The organism is Chryseobacterium gregarium DSM 19109 (assembly GCF_000430845.1).
GTDB classification, from domain to species: Bacteria; Bacteroidota; Bacteroidia; order Flavobacteriales; family Weeksellaceae; genus Chryseobacterium; species Chryseobacterium gregarium.
Genome location: NZ_KE387264.1, coordinates 289255 through 307949 on the forward strand (window position 1 = coordinate 289255; position 18695 = coordinate 307949).

At 39.2% G+C, this 18695-nt stretch carries 12 protein-coding genes; 7 read left to right on the forward strand and 5 right to left on the reverse strand.

The features are described from left to right. Positions 1–87 precede the first annotated feature (87 nt). The 4 genes from H561_RS0121565 to H561_RS0121580 all read right to left on the reverse strand — a co-directional run bounded on the left by H561_RS0121565 (position 88) and on the right by H561_RS0121580 (position 7237). Positions 88–3228, reverse strand: coding sequence for a glycoside hydrolase family 2 TIM barrel-domain containing protein (locus H561_RS0121565; protein ID WP_228372328.1), 3141 nt, complete (start codon positions 3226–3228; stop codon positions 88–90). A 183-nt stretch (positions 3229–3411) separates the two neighbouring features. Next, positions 3412–4728 (reverse strand): sensor histidine kinase, encoded by a 1317-nt coding sequence (locus H561_RS0121570; RefSeq protein WP_027388825.1) that lies wholly within the window; start codon positions 4726–4728, stop codon positions 3412–3414. Between the two features lie 106 nt (positions 4729–4834). Further along, positions 4835–6178 (reverse strand): sigma-54-dependent transcriptional regulator, encoded by a 1344-nt coding sequence (locus tag H561_RS0121575; RefSeq protein ID WP_027388826.1) that lies wholly within the window; start codon positions 6176–6178, stop codon positions 4835–4837. 18 nt (positions 6179–6196) lie between these two features. Further along, positions 6197–7237 carry a PDDEXK nuclease domain-containing protein gene (locus H561_RS0121580; protein ID WP_051349502.1) on the reverse strand — a complete coding sequence of 347 codons (1041 nt, stop codon included), beginning with the start codon at positions 7235–7237 and terminating at the stop codon, positions 6197–6199. A 273-nt stretch (positions 7238–7510) separates the two neighbouring features. Between H561_RS0121580 and H561_RS0121585 the strand changes: the two genes are divergently transcribed. The 6 genes from H561_RS0121585 to H561_RS0121610 all read left to right on the forward strand — a co-directional run bounded on the left by H561_RS0121585 (position 7511) and on the right by H561_RS0121610 (position 16765). Next, positions 7511–8752, forward strand: coding sequence for an efflux RND transporter periplasmic adaptor subunit (locus tag H561_RS0121585; protein WP_027388828.1), 1242 nt, complete (start codon positions 7511–7513; stop codon positions 8750–8752). A 76-nt stretch (positions 8753–8828) separates the two neighbouring features. Further along, a complete protein-coding gene (locus H561_RS0121590) occupies positions 8829–9551 on the forward strand; it encodes an ABC transporter ATP-binding protein (RefSeq protein ID WP_027388829.1) in 723 nt (240 codons plus the stop codon). A gap of 117 nt (positions 9552–9668) precedes the next feature. Then, a complete protein-coding gene (locus tag H561_RS0121595) occupies positions 9669–12089 on the forward strand; it encodes an ABC transporter permease (RefSeq protein WP_027388830.1) in 2421 nt (806 codons plus the stop codon). A gap of 48 nt (positions 12090–12137) precedes the next feature. Next, entirely contained in the window at positions 12138–14576 is a 2439-nt protein-coding gene (locus H561_RS0121600) for an FtsX-like permease family protein (protein ID WP_027388831.1), read from the forward strand. A 59-nt stretch (positions 14577–14635) separates the two neighbouring features. Beyond that, positions 14636–15457, forward strand: a complete 822-nt coding sequence (locus H561_RS0121605; RefSeq protein WP_027388832.1) for a GLPGLI family protein — start codon at positions 14636–14638, stop codon at positions 15455–15457. 21 nt (positions 15458–15478) lie between these two features. Continuing rightward, entirely contained in the window at positions 15479–16765 is a 1287-nt protein-coding gene (locus H561_RS0121610; protein WP_027388833.1) for a TolC family protein, read from the forward strand. Positions 16766–16977: 212 nt separating this feature from the next. Here the strand turns inward: H561_RS0121610 and H561_RS0121615 are convergent, their stop codons facing one another. Next, positions 16978–17748, reverse strand: a complete 771-nt coding sequence (locus H561_RS0121615; RefSeq protein WP_027388834.1) for a class I SAM-dependent methyltransferase — start codon at positions 17746–17748, stop codon at positions 16978–16980. Between the two features lie 466 nt (positions 17749–18214). Between H561_RS0121615 and H561_RS24355 the strand changes: the two genes are divergently transcribed. Continuing rightward, positions 18215–18658 carry a PAS domain-containing protein gene (locus tag H561_RS24355; RefSeq protein ID WP_228372329.1) on the forward strand — a complete coding sequence of 148 codons (444 nt, stop codon included), beginning with the start codon at positions 18215–18217 and terminating at the stop codon, positions 18656–18658. The last annotated feature ends 37 nt before the right edge of the window (positions 18659–18695 follow it).

An 18695-nucleotide genomic window follows, 5' to 3' on the forward strand; every position in this document is an offset into this window, starting at 1 on the left:
AGCATAAGTTAAAAATTTACAACGGGTAAAATTGAAAAATCTGCCCGAAAGACCTGGACATCTAAACGCTTTCAGGCAGGGTAAAGTTTATTTTTCGCTCAGCAGACTGACCGTATAGCCGTAACTGTATTTTTTGTCGAGCAGGCGGTATTCCTCATGCGGATAGGCACCCCAGCTGTCATCACCGCCAAGCCCCCGTTGCTTAAGGTCAATGTTTAAAAACACCTGATGCCTTCGCGGCAAATCTGTAGGATGCTGCTGCTTTTTGGTCAGACCCGGATCTAGATCTTCTACACTATGGTTAATGGTAGTGAAAGCAATAGGCTGGATACCTTCCACCTTTATTCCGTTGCCCGATTCATCGGTCAGCGTAAACCAGCGGACATCAGTTTTATTGCCGCTCTCCTGCGGGCGGATGTATCCTTTGTAATACTGGTTCTCTACCTTATCCTGATAGATTCCGACAAGAGAGCTGCTGTTCCGGTCGGTATAATTTTCGTACGGGCCTCTTCCATAATAGCTCAGGTTATGATAGCTGCCGGGTAATGTGCTGCGCATTCCGAAGCGCGGCAGTTCAGGAAGCTCTTTACCGGTCATATCCATTGTTGAGGTCAGCTGTATGTCACCGTTGTTACGGATGAAATAATTAATTTGGTAAGGCACATCGATGCCGGCCAGCTGCCATTCGACCTGGATGCCTATTCCGTTTTCAGTCTGTTCTGCCACCGTAACCTTTATTAATCTTTTCTGGTCATGGGCAGAGCGCCAAAGTCCCAATTTTGAAGGCATGCCGTTTCCGAAATCATTATCGGTAGGTGCCCTCCAGAAATACGGTTCCGGGAAATTATTGAAATTGCTGTTGTTCTTGCTGTATCGAGTAAATTTTCCTTTTTGCAGATCAAATTCACCTTTTACGTCACCCGCAGTGAAACTCAGCTTTTTATCATCCTTTGTGATGACTAATCTTGGAGCTGCAGCAGCCTCTTTATCAAAATAAGAACCTGCATAACCGAACTGCTCTTTGGCGATCTCTGCTCCGGCAGGCAGCATTTCTGTCGCGGTTTTCGTATAGGCATACAGGTTCAGGAAATACTCCGTTCCCGCAGCCGATTTGTATCGGGGAAGGTTAAGCTTCAGGTTTTTTGACTGATGAGGAGCGAGTTGAACATCAAATGCACCTTCATTGACTTTTTCGCCATTCTTCAGCAGTTCCCATTTAAATACATATTGGTTCAGGTTGGTAAAATCGAAGATATTTTCAATAGTAACCAATCCTTTGCTCAGGTCTTTTGCCGTAAAGATCACATTCTGATACATTTTTTTCACCTCATAAGCACCGGGGTCAGGCGTGCGGTCGGAACTGATGATCCCATCGGCAATGCCATTTTCATCATTCTGCCGGTAAAATCCACCCAGATCACCGCCATAAGCCCAGAATGGCTTACCGTTGGCATCTTTGGTTTTAATGCCCTGATCTACCCAATCCCAGATGAACCCGCCCTGCATATTCCTGCTTTTCCGCATAATGTCAAAATAGGCCTGCATATTACCATTGCTGTTGCCCATGGCGTGTGAATATTCGCACATGATGTAAGGCCTTGTTTTAGTGGTATCGGCAGCATACTTTTTCATATCGGCGATACGCGGGTACATCGGAGCTACAATATCGGTATTCCAGTCTTGCCCGGCCTGTTCAAACTGTACCGGCCTGGAAGCGTCCCGGCTTTTGATCCATTTGTAATTATCGTGGAATACAGGTCCGTTGCCACATTCATTGCCCAGGGACCAGATAATAATGGAGGCGTGGTTTTTGTCACGCTCCACCATTCTTACAATCCTGTCCGTGTGTGCCGGTACCCATTCCGGAAGGTAGGCCGGGTGTACCGTTTTGTCAAACCCGCCCTGCAGTTCCGCACCCATACCATGAGTCTCGATATTCGCTTCATCAACGAGGTACAAGCCATATTGATCACACAGCTTATACCACAGCGGATCGTTCGGATAATGGGAAAGCCGCACAGCATTGATGTTCAGTTCTTTCATTAGTTTTATGTCTTTCAGCATTAATGCTTTCGTGGTGGTATGGCCTGTGACATCATCGTGCTCATGGCGGTTTACCCCGTGGACGGAGACCGGCATTCCATTAACCAGAAGTCTTGCCTTCCTAATCTCTACTTTACGGAATCCTATTTTTGAAGCAATAGTGCTGATTGCTGTTCCATTTTGATCTTTAAGGGTGAGTACACAATCATATAAATTGGGTGTTTCGGCATTCCATTTCAATGGGTTTTTAATGGTCGACTGGAATTTCAGGGTTTGAATGCTGTCTGCATTTACACTGAATTTTTCCTGTTTGTTATAAATGGCTTTTCCTGATTTGTCCAGCAGGCTGAGTGTTAAGCTGCCGCCTTTAAGGTCATTCCCTTTGAATTTGCGGAGATCGATATCGGCGCTGAACAGTCCATTGGTGTATTTGGCATCAAGATCTGCTTTGAGGAAGAAATCCCATATCGCCAGCTTTGGTAAGGCATACAGGTAAACGTCCCGCTCCAGTCCGCTCAGACGCCAGAAATCCTGATCTTCAAGATAGCTCCCGTCGTGCCACCGGAATACCTGTATGGCGAGCAGGTTTTGTCCTTTTTTCAGGTATTTGCTGATGTTAAATTCCGCAGGGGTCTTGGAAGCCTTGGTCATCCCGACTTTCTCCCCGTTTACATAAATAAATGCACATCCTGAAATAGAGCCAAAATGAAGCAATACTTCTTTCTGATCCCAGTTTTCCGGTATGGTAAATGTTTTTCGGTATGTGCCTACAGGGTTGTCCGGACCTATGAACGGCGGGGTTCTGGGATGCGGATAGGTGACATTGGTATAGATGGGGATGCCGAAACCGTTCAGTTCCCAATTGGAAGGTACGGTCAAATTTGCCCATCCGGAATCGTTGAGTGTAGTTTTGTAGAAATCGGCAGGCCTGTCTTTATACTGGTCGGTATAGCTGAATTTCCACTGCCCGTTAAGGGATTTATAATGATCGGATTTGGTATAATCATCGGAAAGGGCGTCCTGCTGACGATCGAAGGATACGAAGGTGACATGCGGTTTTTCTTTTCCCTGATCAATAAGCTTAGGATTCTCCCAGTCGTTGTTTTGTGCCGTAGCCGAAACAGAGAAGAAAAAGGGCAGGAATACTACCGTTAATGTTTTTAAATTCATAATAGAAGTCTTCATGGTATAAGTTTGATAAGTAAATTTACATAAAAATATGATCACAAATATGAGGCTGCGGCATGATTAATTCGGAAGAGTTTATCTGAAAAAAATTGGATATATTTCTATTTTTTCAGTTTGATCCTTGAAATTATTTTTGAATAAGACAGCGTGTATTATTAAAAACAAGTAAGTAGAAGTGAATTACTCTACAAACCAAATCTCGAAACGGCTTCCCTGTTCCAAAGGTTTGTAATTCAGATATCCTTTATGAGCTTCGATGATGCTTTTGCTGAGGGTCAGACCAATTCCCGAACCGCTGAGCCGGGTTGTGAAAAACGGAAGGAAAATTTTGTCTTTGATTTCATTTGAAATGCCGATCCCGTTATCTTCCACACTTAAAAGAATCCGTTTATTGAAAGTTTTGATTTCTGTTCTGATAATTTTTTCTGACCGGTCTGCAACAGCATACATGGCGTTCAAATATAAATTAATTAAACATCGCTCAATCATTTTCCGGTCGGCAGAAACCATCTGGTTTTCCAACGAATTAATGACCGTAATCGTATTCTTTTCAAATTCAGGTTTCAGGAAACGGAGTGCCGATTCAACAATATCCTTCACAGAAACGGTTTTGAAAACCGGTTTCGGCAGTTCGGCAACCTGTCGGTAATCGTCTACAAAATTCAGCAATTGTTTGGATTTTGAATTGATGATCATCAGGCTTTCCTTCATTTCCTGCTGGTCTTCTTTTTCAACCCTATCCTGGTTGGCAATATATTCCAGATTCTGGATCAGACTGTTTACCGGGGTTAAAGTATTGAGCAGTTCGTGCGAGATTACCTTCATCAGATTGTTCCAGGCGAGCTTTTCTTTTTGCTCAATGATTTTCTGGACAGACTCCAGACTGATGATGCAGAATCGGTTTTTAATATTCTGCACTTTTTTAGTCCGCAGGGAAAATGACTGTTTCACATTTTCATTGATCGAAATATCGAAGAATTCCTGTGAGTTTTCGTAATGGGTCTGCTCAATAATCTGATAAAAATCGGGTGCTTTGGCTTGATATAATTCCCAGGAATTGTATTTTGGAATCTGCAATATTTCCAGAAAAACAGGATTTACATAAAAAATTTCCCATTCGTGGTCTTTTTCAGAAAGAATCATCAATCCTATTTCCAATTGATTCAGAATCTCTTCGTAAAGAAGCTTGTAAGAAGATAGAGACAGATGTTCTTCCTTGCTTTGATAATACAGTTTTACGGTATTGTGAACCAGATCATTCTCTTCGGTTTCGGGGAAAAGAGAAAAGTCTTTTTTCCGGATGGCCAGCAAGAGTTTTTCAGTTTTCTGAATATAAGATAAGGCAAAATTCTGAGCCAGAATAATGCTGCCGATACCCATTACGGTAAATAAGCCGAAGTTGATCCACTGATGCTTAGAGTAAAAATGAAAGGCAAAGATCCCGCTGATAACCGTCAGCAGAATAAATAATAACCCGATAACTTGTTGTTTTTTCATGTACAATTCAGATTTTGAACCATAGAATTCTATCCTTTTTTAAACCGTTTTTCCGGAACTGAATTTCCGTGTAGATTTTAACTTCGGACTTTCATTCCCAGACCCTTTATAATTCAAATTTTTCCATTCTTCGGTACAGTGCCGCTCTTGATAATCCGAGATCTTCTGCAGCAAGAGAAATATTTCCCCGGTGTTTTTTTAATGCTTTTCTGATGAGCATTTCTTCCATTTCCTCAATGTTGAGGTTGATGACCGGCTTTTCAGATTCTTCATCCTGAGGCATTAATAATTTCAGATTTTTCTCGTTGGAAAGGATTATGCTTCTTTCGATGCAATGGTCCAGTTCGCGGATATTTCCCGGCCAGGAATACATGGTGAGTTCATTAATTAAAGATTCATTCAAAGCTAAATCTGATTTATGATATTTCTGTTTGTACTTCTCAAGGAAATAATCGGCTAAAGTCGGAATATCTTCCAAACGTTCCCTCAGACTCGGGATCTGAAGTTCAACGGTATTAATCCTGTAATAGAGGTCTTTCCTGAAACGGTTTTCTGCAACTGCTTTTTTGAGATTTTCATTGGTCGCAAAAATAAACCGTACGTCCAGATTCCGTTCCTTATTTTCTCCGATTCTCGTTAACTTCCTGTTTTGGATCAGGCTCAATAATTTGGTTTGAAGATGAAGCGGGAGATTCCCGATTTCATCCAGGAAAACCGTTCCGTTCTGTGCATTTTCAATTTTACCGGAGTAATCCTGATTGGCATCGGTAAAAGCACCTTTTTTATAACCGAACAATTCTGCTTCAAAAAGGTTTTCGGAAAGGCTTCCCAGATCAATGTGGACAAAAGGCTGGTTTTTCCTTTCCGATAATTCGTGAATGTGTTCCGCAAGAACATATTTTCCCGTTCCGTTTTCTCCTAAAAGTAAAATATTGGCGTCTGTCGGAGCCACTTTTGTGATCTGGCCCATCACTTCCTGCATTGCAAATGACTGTGTATCCAATTGATATTGAGTGGTTTTGATGCTGACGTTTTCCCATTGGTTCAGTTTTTTATTTTTCCGGGAAACATCAACGGCGAGATTGACGGAAGCATATAATTTCTCATTGTTCCAGGGTTTCAGGATAAAATCGGAAGCCCCGTTTTTCAAGGCTTCCACAGCCAGTTCCACTTCGCCGTACGCCGTCATCAGAATAATAGGAAGGTGAGGTTCCAGGGTTTTGATTTCATTCATCCAGTACAGTCCGTCCTGTCCGTTTTCAAAGCCTTTCCGGAAATTCATATCCAAAAGAACCGTATCAACTTGTTGTTCGGCTAAAAACTTCAGAATATTTTTTGGCTGACTGAGACAACTGACTTCTGTGAAGAATTTCTTGAGCCAGACTCTCGCCGAAAATAAAATATCCTCGTCATCATCAACAATTAAAATATGAGCTTCTTTTTTTCGCATTTCTTTATTCAATAAAAATTAAAGCAGTTTTTTACGTTCAAAACGTTCTTTTGCTTCTATGAGAGCGGTATGTAGTTTTCTTTCCAGTTCTTTTTTGGAAGGCAGTTGTGTCCAGTATTCGGCGACCATAATCCCGTCTTTGTGCATTTCCAGGAGTTCCACCTGTTCTTTGCTGCTTTCGGCGCAAAGTATCAGTCCGATTGGGGTTTCTTCGCCTTCCTGACGTTCGTTTTTATTGAGCCATTTCAGGTATAATTCCATTTGGCCTTTGTGTTTTGCCTGGAATTTCCCCAGCTTGAGTTCTATGGCAACCAATCTTTTTAATGACCGATGGTAGAATAACAAATCAAGATAAAAGTCTTCTCCGTCTATGATCATTCGCTTCTGGCGTTCTACAAATGCAAACCCTTTCCCTAATTCTAAAATAAATTTTTCCAATTCGTGGAGAATAGCTGTTTCGATGTCTTTTTCAAGATAGCCGTTTTGCAGTCCGAGGAAATCCAGAAGATAGGGGTCTTTGAATGTGTTGATGGGGAAATTGTCGTTTTGCTTTGCCTGAATGTTGGCGATTTCAGTTCTTTCAAAGGCTTTATTGGCAATCTGTTTCCGGAGTTCTCTTACACCAAGTGTTTCATTAATTGCCAATTGCGCATAAAATTGCTTTGCTTGCTCTGATTTCAAAGGAATTAAAACTAAAAAATGCGACCAAGTCAATTGTCGTGACAGTGTAACGACAATTTGCATATCAGAAAAAATATCGGCAAACTGCATCATTCTTCTCACATTTTTTTCCGTAAAATTACGTCCGTAAGTATGTTCCAATTGTGCCGACACTGTCGGCACAATTTGTTTTCCATATTCCGCTCTTTGGTTTTGCAGGATGTCATCATTGATGCGTTTGCCAACCTGCCAAAACAAAATGGTAAGCGTGCTGTTCGCCTGCATTGCCACCTGATGACGGTTTTGTTCTATCAGTTCTAATAAGTCGGTAAATAGTTTTTCGCTGGGAAATCCTATTTGATGAGCTGGGGATTCTGTGTTCTTTATTTTTTTAGCCATAGTTTTAATCATCATTCCAATTAGCGCTCAGCTTTAAATTTAATATTTTAAATAGTATTACATTGTTCCGAATACGTATTAAATATAAAATCATTGATCAATGGTCATTCATTATTTATAAAAATTGTCCGTTTTCGTACAAATGGTGTCCGATAATGAACAGTCTTAAAATTAACAAAATCATATTTAACCACATTTTCAGGAGGTTACCTGTTGATAAATCTCTGGCACCTGCATTGTGTAATAGTCTGTAAGTAAATAGGTTATCTGAATATGGATACGAAAATAGTAAAAAAGAAGTCTAAACTCAAATTAATATCCATTATCATTGTTTCCGCTGTGGCGGTTTTGGTCTTCGGATGGTATTTCCTCAATCAGAAAAAAACATATAACGTAAAGCTGGAAGACATTCAGGCGGATGAAGTGACAAACGGGAAATTTGAAGATATGCTGATGGTAACAGCGCAGACGCAATCTCTCAATTCATCTTTGGTAAATGTTCTGGAAGGCGGCGCCGTAAAAGAAATTTTTGCAGAGGACGGACAAATGGTAACGAAAGGTCAGCCGATCGCAAGGGTCTACAATCCGAATACGGAATTCAATTATCTGAATCAGGAAACCGGCATTATGCAGCAGATCAGCCAGATGAGAAGTTCGCTTCTTGAACTTAAAAATCAGGAATTCAATCAGGATAAAGAATTATTACAGTCTCAGAACGATTATAATACCGCTTTGCAGTCTTTCAATCTCCAGAAGAGGCTTTATGAAGCAGAAATTGGCAAGAAAACAGACTATGATGTGGCACTGCAAAACCTGAATTATCAGAAACAGAGAAAAGTAATTGTGGAAAAAGGGGCTTCAAGTGAAAAGATGTCCAGAAACGCTCAGTTTTCTGCCATCAATAATTCCATCAGCCAAATGGACAAAAGCCTGAATATTCTTAAGTCGAATAAAAATAACTTTCTTATTATGTCGCCGGTTTCCGGAAGATTGTCGTCTTTTAATATTTCATTAGGACAAAACCTGACATCCGGTGAAAGCATCGGAAAAGTGGATCTGATGGGCGGTTACAAACTGATTGCGAAAGTGGATGAATATTATATCAATAAACTCACCAGCGGGATCAAGGGAAGCCTGGAAAGCAATACAAAACAATTTGAAGTCATCATCACCAAAATTCTTCCGGAAGTAAAAGACGGGCAGTTTTCTGTGGAGCTGAACTTCATTGATGCAAAACCGGAAAATCTGAAAATCGGAATGACCTTCGGAGTGAAACTGAAATTATCTGCAGACACGCAAAGCCTGATGATTCCGAAAGGAAATTTCTACAAAGACACGAACGGAAAATGGATATTTGTCCTGAAAAATAATAAAGCCGAAAAAAGAAATATCAGCCTGGGAAGAGAAAACCAAATGTATTATGAAGTGGTTTCCGGACTTAAACAGGGCGAAACTGTGATTACATCAGATTATACGGAACTTAAGAAATATGAGATCTTAGATGTGAGACAATAGACTGATAGATGAGAGACTTAAAATCTCAGACTCAAAATACAGAACCTAAAATATAGAAATTTAAACTTAAATTAAAATGATCAATATTCAGAACCTTTCAAAAGTTTATAAAACCGAAGATGTACAAACCAATGCACTAAACAACGTAAGCCTGGGCATAAAAGAAGGTGAGTTTGTAGCCATCATGGGGCCTTCCGGCTGTGGAAAATCTACTTTCCTTAATATTCTGGGATTGCTGGACAGTGCTTCTTCGGGATCTTATAAATTCGGTGATACGGAAACAATCAGTCTGAGTGAAAAGAAAAAATCTGACATCAGAAAGAAAAATATCGGTTTCATTTTTCAGAATTTTAATCTGATTGATGAGCTGACGGTTTTTGAAAATATAGAACTTCCTTTGATTTATAACGGTGTTTCTTCCTCCGAAAGAAAAAGAAGAGTGGAAGAAATTATGGAAAAAATCAACATTTCTCACAGAGCAAAACATTATCCACAACAGCTTTCCGGCGGCCAGCAGCAAAGAGCAGCCGTTGCAAGAGCTTTAGTCACAAAACCAAAATTGATCCTTGCTGATGAACCGACCGGAAATCTTGACAGCTCCAACGGAAACGAAGTGATGAACCTTTTGGCAGAGCTTCACAGGGAAGGATCTACAATCGCAATGGTGACGCACTCTTCTTATGACGCTGGTTACGCTTCCAAAATCGTGAATATGAAAGACGGCGAAATCTTCTCAGAAGAGCATTCTTCCCAAAGAAAGGATGTCTTTGAAAAGGCAGACGCTAAGAATTTTGAGTAATCAGATTCTATTAAAACAAACATTCATTCAACCATTTTATAACTGATCTCAGAGATCCAGACGATTGCTGTTTCTCTGAGGTTTTTAAAATCGTTTATCAATCATAAAACATCACTTATGTTAAACAATTGGCTCAAAATTGCCTTCATCAACTATAAAAAGAACTGGCTCTCCACCATCATCAATTTATTTGGATTGACGATCGGATTGACAGGCTTTATGCTCATTCTAATGCATTGGAATGACGAAGAATCTTTCGAAAAATGGAATCCGAAGAAAGACGATATTTATTATTTCCAGACTTATAATAAAAAAGAGAATTCTTATGGTAACAATATTTCCATTCCGATAGCAAATCGTGCCAAAGTAGTTATTCCAGGTGTTGAGGATTATGTCTTGTTCAAAAGTTCCGGAATGGGTTTTAAAATAACCACTAAAAATAGAACATTCTATCAAGAAGGGGGAATGAATGTTTCTGATAATTTTTTTGAATTTTTCCCATTCAAACTGGTTGACGGGAGTTACAAAAATGCTTTGAAAGGTGGTGGCGATATTGCACTCTCGACAACTGCCGCCAAAAATCTGTTTGGTAAAACTAATGTTGCCGGCGAAAGTCTCAAGTTCAATAATAAAAATTTTGTTGTAACCGCAGTTTATGAATTACCAAAAGAAAACAGCCAGATAAAACCAGAGTTTCTTCTAAAGCCAGTAGAACCAATGAAAAACGATGAAAACCAATGGGGAAATTTCAGCTACGGCTGCTTTTTTATGCTTAAAAAAGAGGTAGATCTTGAGCAGATAAGAGAAAAATTTATAAAAGATATTTTTCTATATCGTGCAAGTTTGGATAAAGACTCTTCAGGAATGACGCCGCAACAATATCTCGATTTGTACGGCCCGACGGATAGTCTTCTTACACCATTGGATGAAATCAAACTCCACGCAAAAGCATCTTGGTTTGGTCCGGTTGATTTCAAAACTTTGATGATTTTGTTTACACTTTCAGTTCTGATTGTTGTCTTGTCGGCGATTAATTTTATCAATCTAAAAACAGCCCAGGCTTCTCAACGTGCAAAAGAAATCGGCGTGAGAAAAGCCATTGGAAGTACGAAATTGAGCCTTGTTTTACAGTTTTTGCTGGAAACTTTTATCATTTGTTTTGCTTCTTACTTGCTTTCCTTAGCCTTGACAGAACTGCTTTTGCCAAGCTTCAACAAGTTCTATGACAAAGAAATGAAAATGACCGACTGGCATATTTTCTTTTACTCATTTGCAATGGTCATTACGGTAACTGTTATTTCAGGATTGATTCCTGCAATGTATCTTTCAAACTTCAAAGCAATTGAAACTCTGAAAGGGAATTTTGCAAGAAGTAAAAACGGAATCTGGCTCAGAAACGGGATTTTGACTTTGCAGTTAATCATCTCTTCATTCTTCATTATTGGCGGATTGATCGTGAATCAGCAGGTGAAATATATGATGAATAAGGATCTTGGATATAGCGGAAAACAGATTATGATGATCAACTTCAGCGAAGAAAATCCTAAACCCTGGCTAAAATATGAACGGCTTAAAAACGAAATGAAAAAGATCCAAGGCGTGACCGATATTTCTTACGGGGAAGCTGTCCCTGGAAATGGCAGAAGATCAAGCGATTCCAATATGGATTATATGGATAAAAGCATACAAGCCCAGCACGGATCGATGGATTATAATTACCTGAAATTTATTGATGTAAAACTTAAAACAGGACGCTGGCTCGACCCAAACCTTGCATCAGATACCATAAGCAATGTTTTAGTCAATGAGGCTTTTGTAAGAAAATTTGGATGGAATGATGAGGAAGCTATGAAGCGTGTATTCCATCCCGGGTTTGACTATCAGAAAGATTATCACATCGTAGGAATTGTAAAAGATTTTAATATTAAAAATCTACAAACTACAATAGAGCCAATTGTGTTTTTTCATTACAAAGAAACCGATTGGAAACGATTCGATGTTTATAATATCCAATTAAAAATCGACCAGAATGATATAGAAGGAACGGTGAAAAGACTGAAAACTTACTGGCAGAATCATGTAGAGCAAGGCTATCCTTTCGATTATTATTTCCTCGATCAGAAATTTGCAAAGACCTTCGAAAAATATCAAAAACAAAAGACATTATTTACCATTTTGAATGCAATGGTTTTAATGGTCGCATTATTAGGATTATTCGCCTTGTCATCATTAATGATCGAACAAAAACTGAAAGACGTTGCGATCAGAAAAACACTTGGTGCATCAGACGGGAGTTTGATAATGGAACTTACAAAACAATTCCTCTGGATTACGTTAATCGCTGTTTTAATCAGCATTCCGGTCAGTTATTACCTGATGAATGAATGGCTGAAAGATTTCGCTTACCGGATTGATATGCCTGTTTTACCATTTGTTATGAGTCTTATGGTTCTGCTCTTACTGACTTTCGCAGTGGTAAGTATCAAAGCCTACCGAGCCACAAAAGTAAATCTTGTAAAATACCTGAAATACGAGTAAAATCCGGAAGACTTAATATCATCATTTATCACTTATAATTCATCATCTATGATTAAAAACTGGCTCAAAATAGCATTCATCAATTACCGGAAAAACTGGCTTTCCACCATCATCAATGTCTTGGGACTCAGTGTCGGCCTGTGTGTTTTCCTATTAATATTTATCCATTGGCAGGATGAGAAATCCTATGAAAATTGGGTTCCGAATAAAGAGAATATTTATTTGGTGGAAAATAGCAATGCTGCTTTTGGAAATCTGATTACATCCAGTTACCCGGAACTGGCGGTACCGACAGAAAAATTTGATGAGATAGAGAATTTTGCCATTGTAAATTTGTGGAAGGATTACAAAATCAGATTAATATCCGGTGGCAAATCTGTCTTTACCACTAATGCGAAAGTTACGGATGATTTTTTTGAGTTCTTTCCTTTTGAAAAAGTGGCAGGAGATTTAAAAAACGCTGTCAACGGCGACGGGAAAATTGCCATTTCAGAAGAAACAGCAAAAGTTCTTTTTGGAGATGATTTCAACAGCTGTATCGGAAGAAAATTGCAGTTAGATGATTCTGAAAACAAGTCTTATGTTGTAAGTGCTGTCTACAAGCTGCCAAATTCCAACACAGTTTTCCGTCCTGGTTTTGTAATGAAACATCCTAGTTTTTTGAATAAGAACAAGTATGATGACCAATGGACCAATTACAGCTACGTCGGATATTTCAAACTGAAACCCGGAACCGATGTTCAGGATCTTGAAAGAAAACTGTCGAATCTCCTTTGGGAAAATGAAAAAATAACGATGAAAAAATGGGGAGAAAAGATTGACGAAAAAAATAAGTCAAAAGTTTCTCTCACGCCGGTCAGCAAAATGAAACTGGACGCAAAAAGCGAAGGTGTAGATAAAGGAGATAAAAAATCAATTATGATCTTGTTGGGTTTGTCGGCTTTGATTCTGTTATTGTCAGGCATTAATCTTATTAATTTAAAAACAGCGCAGGCATCTCAAAGAGCAAAAGAAGTCGGAATAAGAAAAGTGGTTGGAAGCACAAAATCGAAGCTGATCTTGCAGTTTTTGATCGAGACCTTTATGATCTGTCTTGTAGCTTATATTATTGCTTTTGCAATGGTCGAGCTTCTTCTTCCTTCTTACAACAGGTTTCTTGGCAAGGATATCAAACTGGATAACGGGCAGATTTTCATCTATACAGGTTTGTTATTGCTGGTTTTTTCATTGATTTCCGGATTAATTCCTGCTATTTATCTTTCCAACTTCAAGCCTATCAACACACTGAAAGGTAATTTTGCCAGAAGCAGACAAGGCGTTTGGTTACGAAATTCAATTCTGACCTTACAATTAATTATCTCTTCATTTTTCATCATTTGCTCATTGATCATTCATACTCAGGTTGGGTATATGATGAAAAAGGATTTAGGTTTTAAAGGTGATCAGGTGATAAGAATCCAATTCAAAAAAGCCGATTGGAAGGACGATTATATTTCCAAAAAATACCTTCGCCTAAAAAATGAAGTTTCAAAGATTGCAGGAGTACAGGATATTACAAGTTCTGTTTTTAATATAGGAAATGGGCTTAACAATTCCTCTTCTGTAAAAAATGCTATTGATACCACAAAAAGTATCAGCTCAGTTGGTGTTGGCGGCATTGATTATAATTTTTTCAGATTTTATAAAATTAAATTTGTTGCCGGGAGAGATCTGGATCTGCGATATGCTTCTGATACAATTTCCGGTGCTATTGCCAATGAAACATTTGTTAAAAAAATGGGCTGGAATGCCCAGCAGGCCTTAGGAAAAGAAATTTTGCCGGGCTGGGAAGGGAAGAAGAAATATAAAATCCTGGGTGTTGTTAAAGATTTTTATGTCACTGGTGTAGATAAGCCTGTAGATCCGGTCGTAATGTTCAATTATGACAGAAACTGGGTCAAAAATAATATGCAAAATCTCCAGATCAAACTTTCCGGAAACGATATTAATGGAACATTAGAAAGAATCGAGGAGTTCTGGCTCACAAAAGCAGAACCCGGCTATCCCTTCGATTATGAATTTGTAGACAAACAATTTGCAAGAACCTTTGAGAAATTTCAGAAACAACAGATGCTTTTCACGATACTCAATATTGTGGTTCTGGTCATTGCACTGCTGGGATTATTCGCCTTGTCATCATTATTAATAGAACAAAAACTGAAAGATGTGGCCATCAAAAAAACACTTGGTGCCGACGGGAAAACCATTATCTGGGATCTTACGAAAAGATTTCTTCTGATCTGTTTCTTTGCCGTTTTGCTAAGCATTCCTACGAGTTATTATGCAATGAATGAATGGCTCAAGAATTTCTCTTACCGGATCGATATGCCTGTATGGCCTTACGTTTTGAGCATGATCTTATTGCTGATTCTCACTTTTTCGGTAGTAAGTTTCAAGGCTTACCGTGCCACAAAAATCAACCTTGTAAAATATCTCAAATACGAATGACAGGTTTTCTAACCTTCAGGGTTTCAAAAACCTTGAAGGGTTATAAAAAATAAATCAAAATGAAAAAACAACTTTTAATTATCGCGGTACTGACATTCGGATTATCTTTTTCACAAACCCACAGATATATTTATGAACTGAGTATAAAGCGGGATAATCAAATTAATAAAATGAATATGGTTCTGGACATCGATAAGGATTATACCAGGTTCTACGATTATGATTTCCTCAGAAACGATTCTATCAGCAAGAAAACCGGAGAAAACCGGCAGAACACTACGCAGTCTGACCAATTGATTCTGAGGAAAACCAATACCAGTGAAAATAAAGCTTTTCACAACAGTATGTTCGATTATTTTGTCATTGATTCCAAAGACGAGATAAACTGGAAAATACAAAACGAGAGCAAAAAAAGCGCAGAATATTCTTTGCAGAAAGCAACCGCCGACTTTGGCGGAAGAAAATGGACAGCCTGGTTTTGCAATGCGGTTCCTTTTCAGGAAGGGCCATACAAATTCCGGGGTTTGCCCGGACTGATCTTCGAATTGCAAGACGACAAAGGCATTTACATTTACACATTGTCGAAAAGCATCAATCTTCCGGAGACTTTTGCGACCACCAATTTTCTGGAAACCCATTACGGAAAACAACCTGTAAAAGTTACTTTGAAACAGTTTCAAAAAGTCAAGCTGGATTATTATAACGACCCGGTTGCTGATATGAAAAACGCTCTGAAAAATGGCGGAACGGTGGTTATCAGAGGCGAAAAGATCACAAGCCAGGAACAATTGGATCAGAAAAGAAAATTCCTTCAGGAGATCATCAGAAAGAATTACAATCCGATAGAACCGGATAAAGCAATTCCGTACCCTGAAAACTAAAATTGTAAAAGGTAACCTGTTATGAAAAAACTGTTTTTTTTACTCCTCGTAAACCTTCTCCCGGCTCAGCAAAGCTGGACTTTGAAGCAATGCCTGGAATATGCATCTTCCCATCATCCTTTGGTCAGGCAATCTTCGGTTAATATTCAAAAAAGCGAACGTCAGATTTCTGCCGCTAAAGGAATGCTGCTTCCGTCGGTTGAAGCAGGCATTAATCACAATTACAGCTTCGGATCTACGATCGATCAGACGACCAATCAAAGAGGATCTCTCAATACGCAATATGACCAGGTGTATGCTCAGGCCAATTGGGAACTGATGAACTGGCGGAATTACCTTAATATTTCTTTGTCAAAAATCAATAAAGAAAGCTCTGTTTTCAGGATGAAGCAGGCACAGAATGAGGTAAAACTGAACGTGATCCAAATGTTCTTTACCTATCAGAACAGTAAAAGCTGGCTGGATGTTCTGGAAACTCAGATCTCAGGAATCGAGGATCAGATCAGGCGTACCGAAAAAGAAGTGGAGATCGGAAACCGGCCGAAAAGTGATGTGTATGACATCAAAGCCAACCTCGGAACTTTACAGGAACAATGGGTAACGGCAAAGAATTCCAGGGATCTTTCTAAAATTAATCTACTGAATGCCCTGGCATTAACAAAAGACTCTCTGGACTTTAAAATGGAAGAAGAAAATCTTTCCCGTTCCGGCTTCGACGACCCTGATTTTGTGAAAAATATTTTAGAAAAAAATCCGGCATATCAATCGGTTCAGACAGAAATAAAAGCCCAGCAAAAAAATGTCTCTATCGCAAGGTCGGCTTATCTGCCAACACTGAACGGTGCTTATAATTGGTCAACTTTCTACAGCAAAGCTCTCGGCGAACCGGCTGATGCATTTTCAGACCAGTTCAGAAGGAATAAAAATCAGCAGGTTGGGTTCAGCCTTAATATTCCTGTTTTCAACAGACTGCAGGTGAAGAATAATGTCGAGATCGCAAAACTCAATGTCATCAATTCCGGCTATGATCAAGAAATCATCATCAATAACCTGATCCAAAGCATCAATTCCATCAAGGCACAGTTCCGGAATTCCGAAGAAAAATATACCTTACTGCAGGCCAATTTCGAAAATCAGAAATTATCCTTCCGGAAATCCGAGGAGAAATATAAAGAGGGATTAATGGATGCCTATACGTTTTTTGTCGTGCGGAACAACTGGCTTCAGGCCAACTATAATCTTATCAGCAGTAAAAATGAAGTGATGCAGCAGACCGAGTTATTAAAAGTTTTCAATTCGGATTTTTAAGAGTAAGAATTGTCGGAAAAGGTATTAAAACGGGAAAATAATTTTAAAGATTAAATCCTGATATAATATCATTAAAATTTCAATGAATATCAGAATAGGGCAGATCAAATCAGATCAAATAAAAAAGGTGATCGAAAAAGGTGATATAACCTCCTTAACCTGAATCAGGATAAGAATAATTTAATGGACGATTAAGTTAAAACATACAGGAACTAACCCTTTTTTCCGATCAGTATGGGCTGATAGTAACCCGACTGTTCAGGCATAAGCCAGCGTAGGTCTGTAAATCCTGCAGTTTCAAATATCTTAGCTAAATAATTTCTGCGATAGGCCCGGTATTTTGTTTTGCGTACAATAGTTTCAAATTGTTCTTCTTTACCTTTTAATGTAAAATGGTTGACGGTATAAACATCTTCTTTGATCCAGTCCCATACCTGAAACGAAACGGTTCTCCGGCCCCCTGTATTTTTAACCGTAGGCTGTGTGCTTTCCGGTTTTTCTTCCAAGACTTTGTCATAATCCCGGATACTGGCGATAAATAAGCCTCCGGATTCCATTTTCGTTAAAATGCTTTTCGCCGCCATCAGCATATCATGGTCATCCAGTAAATGAGGCAGTGAATTATCGCAAGCTATGACGATATCAAATAAACCGGTGATATCCTTATCCAGTGTCCTGAAATCGGCAACATGGAAAGAAATACACAGCCCTCTCTGTTGAGCTTCCGCCTTTGCCCGCCCGATCGCTTTCGGGCTAAGGTCGGTGCCGGATACCTGATAGCCAAGAGCGGCGAGCCCGATGGCCTGTGTGCCGATACCGCAGGCACAGTCAAGGACATTAGCTGCATCCGGTTTGGCGTATTCCGTAATGATACGTTGGAAAATCAATGCCTGCATCCTTACAGCATCTTCCCAGCTATCGAAAATTAAATGATAATCTTCCGACAGTTCATTGTAGAATTGTATGTTGGGGTCTTTTTCCATCGGCTACTCAAATTTACAGGCTTTAAATATACGACAATGGCTTTTTAATATTTTTCTTTCTCTGGATTAATGATCACCAATCAAATTAATGATACTCAGATACTTTAAATTAATATTGATCGGGCAGGGCGAACCAGAATGTGCTTTCTATGCCTTCAACATTTCTATGCCGATCTCTCAGGCATGACGACAGATAATATATTAAATCCGTATCTAGAAAATTGTGACTGTGGAACAATTGAGTAGGGAATGGATAATCATGAATGCATTATAGTTAAAGTATTTCTGTGAGTAAAAGGTTCAGTTGGCCGTCTGTACGATATCTACCTGCGCCCTCGGATCTCTTGCTCAGAACACCGGGTTGAAACAGATATGCCTATTGAAACCGGGCCTATCCTTTACCTTTTTGTTATTTTAATTATGTGTACTTTAGCAGTGTCAAAAATACGAAATATCCCGGCTTCACATGCAGAATAAAAGTCAAGAAATAACCTCGTTAATCGAACTCAATGAAGAGTTAGAGAACTATTTTAGCAATACGATTATCCCTCAGCTTTTTGTAGACGCTAATCTGAAGCTCCGGAAATTCACCCCTCCTGCGATGAAGCAGTTTAACCTGAAAAAGGAGTTTATAGGCAAGCCCTTAGAAGAGATAGAAGAACACTTTCGTTATCCCTCAATCATTGATAATATTAAAGTGGTTATTTCTACAGGTAAAATTCTGGAAAAGGAGATACAGACAACAGATCTTGGCTGGTATCAGATGAACATTCTGCCGTATGTCATTCGTAAAGAAAATAAAACCAATGGCGTCATCATCACTTTTGTTGATATCACTTCCCGTATTCGTGATCTGAAAGAGCAGGAAAAGCTCGTTTCTGAGCATGAGCTGTTGCTTGATACCACATGATATTAAAAATCCTATCCATGGACTCGGACTGGCTATT